At 42.5% G+C, this 12,326-nt stretch carries 10 protein-coding genes; 6 read left to right on the top strand and 4 right to left on the bottom strand.

Going from position 1 to position 12,326, the window contains the following annotated elements:
* Positions 1 to 188 precede the first annotated feature (188 nt).
* From kynU to HUX68_RS17000, 5 genes are all read left to right on the top strand, one after another.
* Entirely contained in the window at positions 189 to 1,475 is a 1,287-nt protein-coding gene (gene kynU / locus HUX68_RS17020; protein ID WP_174615917.1) for a kynureninase, read from the top strand.
* Positions 1,475 to 2,143, top strand: coding sequence for an arylformamidase (gene kynB / locus HUX68_RS17015; RefSeq protein ID WP_174615916.1), 669 nt, complete (start codon positions 1,475 to 1,477; stop codon positions 2,141 to 2,143). The genes kynU and kynB overlap by 1 nt, the downstream gene beginning before the upstream one ends.
* Positions 2,118 to 2,954, top strand: coding sequence for a tryptophan 2,3-dioxygenase (kynA, locus tag HUX68_RS17010; RefSeq protein ID WP_174615915.1), 837 nt, complete (start codon positions 2,118 to 2,120; stop codon positions 2,952 to 2,954). The genes kynB and kynA overlap by 26 nt, the downstream gene beginning before the upstream one ends.
* A 70-nt stretch (positions 2,955 to 3,024) precedes the next feature.
* The gene (locus HUX68_RS17005) at positions 3,025 to 4,368 is read left to right on the top strand and encodes a sodium-dependent transporter (protein ID WP_174615914.1); all 1,344 of its coding nucleotides are present in this window, start codon (positions 3,025 to 3,027) and stop codon (positions 4,366 to 4,368) included.
* An 80-nt stretch (positions 4,369 to 4,448) separates the two neighbouring features.
* Positions 4,449 to 5,792 (top strand): CoA-disulfide reductase, encoded by a 1,344-nt coding sequence (locus HUX68_RS17000; protein ID WP_174615913.1) that lies wholly within the window; start codon positions 4,449 to 4,451, stop codon positions 5,790 to 5,792.
* Positions 5,793 to 5,885: 93 nt separating this feature from the next.
* On the opposite strand, the gene HUX68_RS16995 is transcribed toward HUX68_RS17000, so the two are convergent.
* The 3 genes from HUX68_RS16995 to HUX68_RS16985 all read right to left on the bottom strand — a co-directional run bounded on the left by HUX68_RS16995 (position 5,886) and on the right by HUX68_RS16985 (position 8,591).
* Entirely contained in the window at positions 5,886 to 6,554 is a 669-nt protein-coding gene (locus HUX68_RS16995) for a hypothetical protein (RefSeq protein WP_174615912.1), read from the bottom strand.
* 190 nt (positions 6,555 to 6,744) lie between these two features.
* Positions 6,745 to 7,416, bottom strand: coding sequence for a TerC family protein (locus tag HUX68_RS16990; RefSeq protein WP_174615911.1), 672 nt, complete (start codon positions 7,414 to 7,416; stop codon positions 6,745 to 6,747).
* Positions 7,417 to 7,538: 122 nt separating this feature from the next.
* Positions 7,539 to 8,591 carry a C45 family autoproteolytic acyltransferase/hydrolase gene (locus tag HUX68_RS16985; RefSeq protein WP_174615910.1) on the bottom strand — a complete coding sequence of 351 codons (1,053 nt, stop codon included), beginning with the start codon at positions 8,589 to 8,591 and terminating at the stop codon, positions 7,539 to 7,541.
* Positions 8,592 to 8,674: 83 nt separating this feature from the next.
* Between HUX68_RS16985 and HUX68_RS16980 the strand changes: the two genes are divergently transcribed.
* Positions 8,675 to 10,396, top strand: a complete 1,722-nt coding sequence (locus tag HUX68_RS16980; RefSeq protein WP_174615909.1) for a DNA-binding protein — start codon at positions 8,675 to 8,677, stop codon at positions 10,394 to 10,396.
* 48 nt (positions 10,397 to 10,444) lie between these two features.
* On the opposite strand, the gene HUX68_RS16975 is transcribed toward HUX68_RS16980, so the two are convergent.
* A complete protein-coding gene (locus HUX68_RS16975; protein ID WP_174615908.1) occupies positions 10,445 to 12,325 on the bottom strand; it encodes an ABC-F family ATP-binding cassette domain-containing protein in 1,881 nt (626 codons plus the stop codon).
* Position 12,326 lies beyond the last annotated feature (1 nt).

Below are 12,326 nucleotides of genomic sequence, written 5' to 3'. Positions count from 1 at the left end.
ATACAATCGAAAAATGAACTGGTCTGGAAATACTGATAAAAGCAGAAAAGTTACTGATAAATTCCTATAAGTGACCGACAAAAGTACAAAACTGACTGATAAGCTCAGTGACCCACTTCACGTTTAATTTATACTACAATCTCCACACCATCATTGTTATGATGAAGATAGTTTTATAATACTTTTTGATGAGGTGGATCGTTTTGAATACTGAAAAATCCTATGCCAGATATCTGGATCAACAGGACGTCCTGAAAAAATTTCGCAATGAATTTTACATTCCAAATAACACCATTTACTTTGACGGCAACTCGCTGGGACTTATGTCCAGACGTGCTGAACAAGCAGTCGATAATGCGATGCAGTCATGGAAAGAATATGCGATTAACGGGTGGACTGAAGGAGAGGAACCGTGGTATTACTTATCCGAAAAACTGGGGGCTTTGACCGCACCATTAATCGGCGCAAAAGCTGAGGAAGTTGTCATAACCGGTTCAACAACAACAAACCTGCATCAGCTTACTGCCAGCTTTTTCAATCCAAAAAACAATAAGACAAAAATTATTGCCGATGAACTAAATTTTCCATCCGATATTTACGCTTTAAAAAGCCAGCTCAAGCTGAAAGGCCTGAATCCCGATAAACACCTGGTTCAAGTAAAAAGCAGTGATGGAAATACTTTTACAACACAGGAAATTATTGATCAGATGTCTGATGATATTGCATTAATTGTATTGCCAGGTGTACTGTACCGGAGTGGTCAGATTCTTGATATGAAAACCCTGACTAATGAAGCACACAAACGTGGAATTTTAATCGGATTTGATTTGTGTCACTCGATTGGCTCCGTTCCGCATCATATGTCCGACTGGGGAGTGGATTTTGCCTTCTGGTGCACGTATAAACATTTAAATGCCGGTCCAGGAAGTGTCGCCGGGTTATATGTAAATAAGAGACATTTCGGCAATGAGCCCGGGCTTGCAGGCTGGTTCAGCTCGTCCAAAGAAAAACAGTTTGACATGGAACACACACTCACACCAGCAGCAGATGCCGGGGCTTATCAGATTGGAACGCCACATCTGCTAAGCGCTGCACCGTTACTTGGTTCGCTCGAAATGTTTCAGGAGGCGAGCATCGAACAGATTCGTAAAAAATCGCTCCAGCTTACCCAGTATTTAATGGAGCTGGTTGAAGCGGAATTGACGGATTACGACCTGAAAATTGCCAATCCAACCGAAGATACCGAACGTGGCGGACATGTTTTTCTAGTGCATCCCGAAGCCGCCAGGATCTGTAAGGCACTGAAAGCCGATGGCGTTGTTCCTGATTTTCGTACACCAAACGGCATCCGCCTTGCCCCAGTTGCCTTGTACAATACGTTTGAAGAGGTATGGACAACAGTGGATATTCTAAAAACGATTCTGAAAGAAGAACGCTATAAAAAATACGAAAACAAAAGGGGCGTTATCGCATAATGAAACATTCACAGTGGATTGATATTTCACAGCCGTTAACAAATGATATGGCGCATTTTCCGGGTGATACCCCATACAATTATTCATTGTCCTTCGCCAAACAAGACGGCGGGCCGGCGAATGTCGGTCAAATGATGGCCAGCCTGCACACCGGCACACATGTCGATGCTCCTTTTCATTATGATTCTGAAGGGGAGACCATCGAGCAGCTCTCCCCCGACTTGTATATTGGCCGTGCTAAAGTCATCGACGTCAGCCATACCGACAACATTACCGCTGATGTGTTGGCAGCTTATGATTGGGAAGGGGTAAACCGTGTCCTGCTGCACACTTCCCTGCCAAATAACCCGAAACATTTTCCGGAAAAAATCCCGGAACTGGATCCCGGCATTTCTGAATTCCTGAACAACAAAGGGGTAAAATTGCTTGGTGTTGATATGCCGTCAGTCGATGCTCCGGACAGCAAAGAATTGGCAACACACCATGCACTGCATGCCAATGGGATTTATATACTAGAAAACCTGATGCTCGATCATGTACAGCCAGGCACTTATGAGTTGATCGCCTTGCCGCTCGCGCTCCATGGCGCTGATGGCAGCCCGGTTCGTGCTGTGTTAAAACCACTGGAAGGGAGCAGAAACGATGACAGACAAACGTTTCGAAAATGAACAGGACATTCACACTGATTTTCTAAAAAAAATGACGTACGGTGATTATCTGCAGCTTGATCAGCTGTTATCCAGCCAGAAGCGTCTTTCCGATCACCACGATGAGATGCTGTTCATCATTATTCACCATGTCAGTGAATTATGGTTGAAATTGATTATCCACGAAACACAGGGAGCAATTGAGGCGATTCAGAAAGATGATTTGCGCACTTCTTTTAAAATGCTTTCCCGTGTTTCCAAAACGCAGGGACAAATCATTCAGGCGTGGGATGTTTTATCAACGCTGACACCGGCTGAATACATGGAATTCCGTGATAAACTCGGCAATGCTTCCGGCTTTCAGTCCTATCAGTACCGTCTGGTGGAATTTGTACTTGGCTATAAGACACCGCACATTCTGAAAATTTATAAGAAGAACCCTGAAATTCACGCTGTTTTGGAAGATGCCTATCATAAACCCGGGCTTTATGACGTTGCAATTGAAGCACTGGCACGGAACGGATTTGATATTAATCCGGAAGTGCTGAACAGGGATGTTTCCAAAACCTATGAGAAAGATGAATCTGTTGAAAAGGCTTGGATGGAAGTATACAAAAATGTATCCGTAAACTGGGAGTTGTACGAACTGGCCGAAAAACTGGTTGATATTGAGGATTGGTTTCAGCAATGGCGCTTCCGGCACATGAAAACGGTCGAACGGATTATCGGACATAAAAAGGGAACCGGCGGATCATCCGGGGTTGGTTATTTAAAAAGTGTGCTGGATCATTACTTTTTCCCTGAATTATGGGATTTGCGGTCAAAGATTTAAAAATCTTATTGCGAATCCACTAAGTAATGTTATACTTATGAATAATATTTTTTAGTGATGGAGGCGAACAATGGATTCAAACAAAGATCAATGGTCATCACGAATTGGATTTATTTTATCATCTGCAGGTGCCGCAATCGGCCTCGGGGCAATTTGGAAGTTCCCATACATGACCGGCATGAATGGCGGCGGCGCGTTTTTCCTGCTGTTTATCGCATTTACAATCGTTATCGGCCTCCCGCTGTTAGTTGCTGAATTTGTCATCGGCCGGGGTGCCCAGCGTGAAGCAATATCTGCTTATAAGAAGCTGGCTCCGAAAAGCGGCTGGTCCATCATCGGAGGCTGGGGCGTTTTTGGTTCATTCGTCCTTTTGTCATTTTACAGTGTTGTTGGCGGCTGGGTACTTTTATATTGTCTTTTATCAATCCCCGGTCTTGTTATAAAAAGCGGTACTGATTATGAACAGTTATTCGGATCGATTACAGCCAACCCGCTGTGGACGATTGCAGGCCTTGGACTGTTTCTGATTATTAATATTATCGTCGTTTCATTTGGAATCAAAAATGGAATCGAAAAAGCAAGCAAAGTAATGATGCCGCTCCTGTTTATCTTTTTTATCATTCTCGTCATCCGCTCTGTTACGTTTGAAGGAGCGTCAGCAGGATTGGAGTTCTTTTTACAGCCTGACTTTTCCAAAATAACCGGCGAAAGCGTTCTCTATGCATTAGGACAATCTTTCTTTTCACTGGCGGTCGGATTTTCGGTAATGGTTACCTACAGTTCCTACCTTGGAAAAGATGTCAGTTTGCCGTTTGCTGCCGGTTCCGTATCACTCATGAATATTTTTGTCTCACTGCTGGCCGGACTGGCAATTTTCCCGGTCGTCTTCTCTTTCGGACTTGAACCGACTGAGGGTCCCGGACTGTTGTTCATGGTTTTACCGGAAGCTTTTGCGCAAATGCCATTTGGTGAAGTATTCCTGAGTTTGTTTTTATTACTGTTTTTATTTGCTATTTTAACATCATCATTCAGTATGCTGGAAATTATCACATCAGCATTCACTGTCAACAAGAACCGCTCAAGGTCAAAAGTCGCCTTGATTGCCGGAATTGTTGTATTTATCGCTGGAATTCCAGCTGCACTCTCATCAAGCACAATGAAAAATATTACGATTTTTAACCTGACTGTATTTGATGCAAGTGATTTTCTGGTCAGCAATATTTTACTGCCCGGGGGCTGTCTGCTGATTGCCTTATTTATCGGAATCCGCATGGATAAAACACTAATGAAACAGGAATTTTCCTATAGCAACAATCTATCACCGTACATGTATCAAGTCTGGTTTCAGATTATGCGCTGGCTTGTGCCGATAACGATTATTATTGTATTTTTGGGTTCGATGGGAGTTTTATAAAAGATGCCTGTTTCAGGGCATCTTTTTTTTTGGTTAAGAATAATGTTTTGAGGGAAATAATGATTATGGAGGGATTGATAATGTCCGGTAAAATTGTAATCGTTGGTGGTGTTGGCGGCGGATCCACCGTAACATCACAAATCAGACGAATGGATAAACATGCAGAAATCATCCTATTCGATAAAGGGAGCCACATAGGCTTTTCCAATTGCGGGATGCCGTATTATATTGGCGGCGTAATCGAAAAACGGGATAAACTGCTGGTCAGCACGGAGAAATTTATCGATAAGTTTGGTGCTGACGTCCGAACAAATTCAGAGGTATTAGCAATTAATAGAGATGATAAAAAAATTACTTATGAAGATCCATCAGGGAAGCATGAGGAATCATACGATAAACTTATTTATTCACCTGGCGCTGCAGCGGTCACACCTAATGTGGCAGGTATGAACCCCAACAGAACATTCACATTAAGAACCATTCCGGATATGGATGAAATCCAACATTATATCGACGAACACCAAACGCAAACCTGTGCTATAGTCGGCGCGGGATTTATCGGGATGGAAATGGTTGAAAATCTGATCAATCTTGGCATTGATTGTACCATTATCGATCGTTCAAAACAGGTTATGAAATTGGTCGATGATGATATTGCTTCTACCATCCATGACCACCTGGAAGAAAAAGGTGTCCACGTCATTTTGGAAGATGGTGTTGCGTCATTCGCAAATAACGGCTCCACCTTACACCTGAACAGTGGCAAAACATTGCAGGCCGACATGACCATCATGGCAACAGGCGTTAAACCAATTACCACTATTGCTACTGCTGCGGGACTGGAAACAGGTAAAACCGGTGCGTTGAAGGTCAATGATTTCATGCAAACCAATGACCCGGACATATATGCTCTCGGCGACGTCGTGGAAACAGAAGATTTTCTGACAAAAACTCCGCGCCACGTAGCACTTGCCTGGCCGGCTCACCGGCAGGCATATATTATTGCGAATCATCTGCAGGGTGGTGAGGTTCCATATAACGGGACATTGGGATCAGCGATTTTTAAAGTGTTTGATCTGGACGTTGCGGCAACGGGATTGAATCGTACAGCACTGGAACGTCTGGAGATTCCGTTCAAAGAAGCTTCCCACGAAGCATTATCACATGCCGGCTACTACCCTGGTGCAGATAAAATAAAAATCAAAGTTCTATTTGATGAAAAAGATGGAACAATATACGGCGCTCAATGTGTCGGCGAAAGCGGTGTCGATAAGCGAATTGCCATTATTTCCACAGCCATGAAAGGAAAGATGACCGTAGCAGACCTGTCTCAACTTGAACTTGCATATGCACCGCCCTACTCTTCACCAAAAGACCCGGTTAATATTCTTGGTTATAAAGCAGCCGGAATGCTGGATGGCTAATGTAAATTGGAACAAAAAATGATTTAAAAAACAAATTCGCTATCAAATAAAACCATAATAAAAGCACCAGGCAATCCTGGTGCTTTTCCTGTATTACAGATCGTCTGCTACGCGGTAAACAACTGAAAACTTTGATTCATCCATTAAATCACTGACATGCACACGAACACCATGTCCAAATATTGCTTCGTCTTTTGTCATCGCAATAATCATTGCTTTCGTTTTGTTTTGCAGATCCAGATAAATATCTCCGACAAGCGGCTTCAGTTCATCATTATCATCCATATTTTGTGGTGATTCATCGCGCAATCTTTGTTCGTCAGTCACCACGCTTTTATCATGATATGCAATATCGTTGCTGCCTTCAGCCTTGCCCTGAGCCATTACAACATACTCACTGTGTTTGACTCCATTATCTCTTGTGGTAACAACATTACCGTCCTCGACACTGTCGACTTTTTCGATATCATTCAATGAATAATGGTCAAGAAAATCCGGAGTTGGTTTAATGATTAAAATGTAATCACCTGGCTTAGGTTTGGAATCTTTGTCGATGGTATATCGTTTACCGTAAAAGAGAAATGAGTCATTATGATTTGGACGGTAGAACGTAATTTCACTTGCCTTCGTCAAAACCTGCTTCATATCTTTCATACGGTATAAGTGAACGGACTGTCTGAACATTGGCTTTACGGAATATACTTTGTGAAGTTCATTTTTATAAAAAACAAATTGACCTTTTCTTACTTGAAACAGCTTCATAATCAGCTTCCTCCCAAATCACGGTATATATTATATCATTCTTATTTTTCCATATTATCACGGACTTTAAACATGAAACAGCGTAAAATTAAAAAATTTTCCTGAATCGTACTACTGAACGGTCCTGTTATGTTAGAAAACTTGGTTGTCAAGGTGACAACCTTAATTACCTATGCAGTTTAGAAAGTTTTTATACTTTCTTATCTGCCAAAAAACCTATCAAGAGCACTGTGCCCGTGATTATTGCTGTCCACATATATGTCAGAAACCCATGATCCAGGTTAAACCAATCCATCACGACCTGATCCTCCATTATCATACCGCCTGCTGTCCAGGCGAGGATGCCCGCACCAACATAAGCAATCCAGGCATACCTGTCCATCATCCGAACGATCAGTTTGGAACCAAAAATCATAATTGGTATACTGACTGCAACCCCGATTGCAATCATGCCGAGGTGCCCATTTGCTGCCCCGGCAATTGCCACAACGTTATCCAAACTCATAATCGCATCAGCCATAATAATCGTTCCAACTGCTTTTATAATCGTTCCGGATGACTTAATTTCTGTTTCCTCTTCATCTTCCATCAGCAAGTTAACCGCGATTCCAATAAGCAGAATGCCGCCAATTAAGTGAACCAATGGAGCCTGCAATAAAAATACAATGAGAATGGCAAATAATATTCGTAACAGAACAGCTCCACCGGTCCCTATTAAAATTGCCTTATTCCGCTGATGTTTTGGAAGGGCTTTCGTTGCCATTGCAATTACAACCGCATTATCACCGGATAATACAACGTCAATCGCAATTATATTTACCAGTGAAAAAATAGCCTCCGCAGAAAATTCAAAACCAATCATTCTACTGCCACCTTCCTGAAACAACCCGACACTACTATTTTATAACTTATGACGGGGTTGATATGACAGTTTTACCTTAGAATAAAAAATGATTTGAGCAGCATAATTTTAACACGAAAGTACTAGCGGACATTCTCATCCATATGGACAAAGCGCAGGTCAGTATCAACATCTCCTATTACTTGTTTTGTATGAATCTTTTCACCACGGAGCCAGGCTGCAAAATCAAAAATCACAGGCTCGCGATCTCCTCCAAGGGCAAACCAAGCCTTCAGTTGTTTTGGAAAGTAGGCAGAAGTATGAATCGTACCTGACCAGTTTTTATACTGATCGGAAAAAATTCCCTTATCTGTATCGTTTAACAGCCGAAACGCTTGATGTGCATCAGTTGCCATATACCGCTGTTCTTCCATAGCATCCATCCGTTTATGTGAATCGGCGAGATGGTGACGGTTTTCATCCTTCATCAGCTCAAAATGATTTGTACAGACGTTTGATTGCCGCACCATAACTCCGCGTGGCGTAGCTTCGACCACATATGTTTCCTCAGTTCTGTCCAACAAAATGTAACTGAATGAATGACGGTGGGGAATTTCTTTTAACAGCGAGATGGCCTCTCCTACATCCGCGCATGTTTCCAGAACAAGTCTTCCAATCATATTGCAAATAAATCCGTCACCGGGCTTTTTCCGGTGCATAAAGTTATATCCCAACACAAGCCCTTTTTCATTCATACCATCCATTCGTCCGGTTATTCGCTGAGATGGCCCGATAATGGCATAACCCTGATCGGATGGCTGAAAAAAGGTGAATCTGCCTTCGTATGTTTTCGGATGATAGTCATAATTCCGGATCATGTAATCATTACCTGTTAAGATGGAACACCCGCTCCGCACGTAATCCAGACGATAACCGCCGAAGTCCTGAAGCACCGCATCCATACCCCATTCAAGCGCATCCCCTATTCCTTCCAGCTCATTCCAGACACCCGGGGCCACGCTGGTAATCGCATCCTTTGCTTCATTTTGATCTATTGTAAACCGCGGTTTTCTGATCTTCCACTGTTTTTTACGGTTTTTTATTGTCAGGGAATCTTTTAACAATTCGCCCTGCATATAACCGAAATCATAATGTGAACCCCTGAACTTTACAATATCGCTGTAAATTCTTTTCAAAAATACCTCTCCCGTTCCTGAAACCAAATTGGATATTTTACGTATATATACATGTAACATATCATATCTTAGGAGCTGAAATCATGACAGGAATCTTAACGACAACTATCCTATCCTTTATTTTGTATGCCATATTTGCAGGCATTATTATTGCCAAAAGTAAAACGGCAAAAGGACGGGCTGCAAAAATGGCCGGGCTTATTTTTATTGCCCTTTTTATTATCGGAGGAATCATCAATTACATTATTTTGCTGCCGATTACCATTCCGAATATGGTCATCGCGAATATTATCATTGCTGCGATAGGTACATTCTTACTGTTTGGCATGACCGCAACCAAATTTCAAAAGAAACTCCGCGGTACGTATGAAGCGTCTGCCGGATTTCTGATTATCCTGGCAGTTATAGCGGTTCCCGGAATATTTGTGCTTGGCATTTTAACATTGGATAACACATATGATTCAATCGCCAAAGAAGACGTGGAAGAGGCAGAACCATTGGATAAGGACGCAACGCCAATCGTTGTCTCACCGGAATTTGCCCGCAATAAAATGCAAAAATCGATGAGTGTCGTACCGAACACACAATTTTATGACCTTGGTAAATTGCAGGTGCAGAAAGTGAATGATGAGGTAATTTTTGTTGCCCCGGTTGAATTCACAAGCTTCTGGAAGTACCTGAGCGGCGGAGAAACAGAAGGGTATTTCACCATTTCCGCGACAAACATCAATGCACAACCTGAGTTTGTTAAAAGCAAAATGAAATATACGAGTTCCAGTTATTTTAATCATAATGTGCAGCGTACCATTTACAATGCGTATCCAAACTATATCCAAAGCGGTGATCCGCAAATCGAAGTGGATGAAAACGGAAAACCGTGGTATGTTCAAACGTTGTATCAGCCGATTGGATTGACTAATAAACCTGATATGAGCGATCTATATGCAGCCGTAGTCGATCCGGTTTCAGGAGAAGTCAAAAAATATAAAACCGAGAATGCCCCGGAATTCATTAATGGATCCGTCAGTTCAGAAATGGCTTCCGCCGAAAATGAGTATTTCGGGAAGTATGTCCATGGCTGGCTGAATTCCCTGTTCGGCAAGGAAGATGTTAAAATTCCGAACGAGTCCGGAACCGAAAGCAGTGTTACACCTATATTTGATGAAAACGGTGATATGTACTACTTTACCGATATGGCATCACCAAAAGAAAACATCGATTCCGCACTGGGGTATACGATGATCAATGCCCGTACCGGGGAATTAACCTATTATAATGGCAAAGAAAATAACGGCATTATGGATAGCAAAGGGGCAAAAGAGATTGTAAACAAGGAGTTCCCTGAGAAGAATTGGAAAGGCTCGATGCCGGTATTATACAACATTGATGGCAACCCGACATGGGTCGTTAACGTACTTGATCCAAATGGTTTATTTAAAAAATATGCCTATATTAAAGCGGGCGATGCTGACTTTGTCGTATTCGGAGACACTGCTAGAGAAGCACTGGAAGCGTACCGTCTGCAGCTTGTCCAGAATCCAAGTAACGTTGAATCCAGTGGCGAATCAAACCTGGAAACAGTAAAAGGAGAAGTTAACCGTGTACTCGTAACTTCCACACAAAAAACCGGCCAGGTAATTCAATTCATTCTTAAAAATGACAAGACCATTTATACTATCAATGCTGGAAAAGAACCACTGGCACTGTTCCTGCAATCCGGCGACAACGTAACATTCGAAGCCATCATCCGCAACAATGGAACCGGAATTGTGGAAACAATTGAGATTAAGGGACTAACGAATTAATCGGCAAATAAACGTCCTGAACGGCCATAAGCCCGTTCAGGACGTTTTCTATTTTTCCGCTAAGTTTTCAGCTAGTTCCGATAGCTCTTCCCAGCGTTCCATTTTCTGCTCCAATTTCTCTTCCAGCTGTTCCTGTTCTGTATAGTAATCCTGGACCTTCTCGACATCACTTCCGGCCTGTGCAATCTTTTCCTGCACTGTTTCAATCTTCGTTTCCAGCGCCGTAATGTCATCTTCAATCGTTTCCCATTCCTTTTTATCCTGATACGACATTTTTTTGCGCTGTGCCGGCTTCTTCTGCTTTTCTTTAACCGTAGCCGTTTTCTTCGCGGTGTCCTGCTTTATTTCCTGTTTGAGATATTCGCTGTAATTCCCATAAAAGTGTCCGACTTGATCCGTTTCCTGAAACACCAGCATATGATCAATAACCCGATCCAAAAAGTACCTGTCGTGTGATACGGTAATAACAACCCCTGGAAACTCATCAAGGTATTCCTCCAGCACACTCAATGTTTGTGTATCCAGATCATTGGTCGGTTCATCCAGAAGCAGCACGTTCGGCTCGTTCATCAGCACCTTTAACAAATAAAGACGCCGCTTTTCACCGCCTGACAGCCTTCCAATATATGTCCGCTGTTCAGGACGCGGAAATAAAAACCGTTCCAGCATTTGTTCGGCAGTAATTGTTTCACCATTTTTCGTATGGATGACCTCGGCAACTTCCTTAATGTAATCGATAACCATCGAATCGTGGTCCAGTTCTTCCTCACCTTGTGTGTAATAACCGATTTTTACCGTTTCACCGATTTCAATTTCACCCTGGTCCGGCTCGATTCGGCCGGCCATCATATTCAGCAAAGTCGTTTTACCGGAACCGTTTGGCCCAATAATTCCCAATCGATCGCCTGGAACAATAAGAAAATCAAAATCATTTATCAGCGTTTTACCCATGAAGTTTTTTTCAACGCCTTGCAGCTCCATCACTTTTTTACCAAGACGGGCAGAGCCTGCCTGAAACGCTACATTCTCTTTTTTTGTATCGAATTTCTTTTCCTGAAGTTCATGAACCCGTTCGACATGCGCTTTCTGTTTGGTCGAGCGCGCCCTTGCACCTCTTTTCAGCCAGGCCAGTTCCCGTTTCAGCGTATTCTGATGTTTCTGTTCATTCCTCACTTCCAATGCTTCACGTTCTGCTTTCTTCTCCAAAAACAACTCATAATTACCTTCATACATATAAAAATTGCCTTTATCCAATTCAAAAATATGATTGGTTACCCGATTCAGGAAATACCTGTCGTGTGTTACAAGCAGTAATGCCCCCTGAAATGAAGAGAGAAAATTCTCCAGCCATTCCACTGTCTCATTGTCCAGATGGTTTGTCGGCTCATCAAGAATAAGCAAATCGGCAGGCTGAATAAGCGCTTTGGCAATGGCTACGCGTTTCTTCTGGCCACCGGAAAGTTCGGTTACTTTTTTATTGAAATCGGTAATGCCAAGCTTTGTCAAAATGGTTTTAGCTGCAGAATTTGCCTCCCATGCCTCGTGCTGGTCCATTTGCTGCTGCATATTCATCAAATGTTTCTGTGCCTGCTCATTGTTGGACTCATCCTGAAGCCGCTGCAATGCCTGTTCATAATTGCGCATGACCTTCATAATCGTTGCGTCACCATAGTAGATCTGTTCAATGACGGTCAAATCGGAATCAAGTTCCGGATCCTGTGCCAAATATTCAATGCGATAATCTTTAGAATGATTAATTGTACCGCTTTCGGCCGAATCAATCCCGTCAATCACTCTTAAAAATGAGGATTTCCCGGTTCCATTCACACCAATCAGACCAATTCGATCCTGCTTTTTGATGGTGCAGGTTACATCCTTGAACAATATCTTTTCCCCATAAGATTTATATAAATTCTCTATTGTGAGCATA

This window comes from Virgibacillus ihumii, assembly GCF_902726655.1.
Classification (GTDB): Bacteria; Bacillota; Bacilli; order Bacillales; family Amphibacillaceae; genus Lentibacillus; species Lentibacillus ihumii.
This window is presented reverse-complemented; position numbering and strand designations above follow the sequence as displayed.

Excerpts from the sequence above, each read along its gene's own strand:
- HUX68_RS16990 (WP_174615911.1), bottom strand. The coding sequence starts at position 7,416 with ATGATTGGTTTTGAATTTTCTGCGGAGGCTATTTTTTCACTGGTAAAT.
- kynA (WP_174615915.1), top strand. The coding sequence starts at position 2,118 with ATGACAGACAAACGTTTCGAAAATGAACAGGACATTCACACTGATTTT.
- kynB (WP_174615916.1), top strand. The coding sequence starts at position 1,475 with ATGAAACATTCACAGTGGATTGATATTTCACAGCCGTTAACAAATGAT.
- HUX68_RS16975 (WP_174615908.1), bottom strand. The coding sequence starts at position 12,325 with ATGCTCACAATAGAGAATTTATATAAATCTTATGGGGAAAAGATATTG.
- HUX68_RS17000 (WP_174615913.1), top strand. The coding sequence starts at position 4,449 with ATGTCCGGTAAAATTGTAATCGTTGGTGGTGTTGGCGGCGGATCCACC.
- HUX68_RS16995 (WP_174615912.1), bottom strand. The coding sequence starts at position 6,554 with ATGAAGCTGTTTCAAGTAAGAAAAGGTCAATTTGTTTTTTATAAAAAT.
- HUX68_RS17005 (WP_174615914.1), top strand. The coding sequence starts at position 3,025 with ATGGATTCAAACAAAGATCAATGGTCATCACGAATTGGATTTATTTTA.
- HUX68_RS16980 (WP_174615909.1), top strand. The coding sequence starts at position 8,675 with ATGACAGGAATCTTAACGACAACTATCCTATCCTTTATTTTGTATGCC.
- kynU (WP_174615917.1), top strand. The coding sequence starts at position 189 with ATGAGGTGGATCGTTTTGAATACTGAAAAATCCTATGCCAGATATCTG.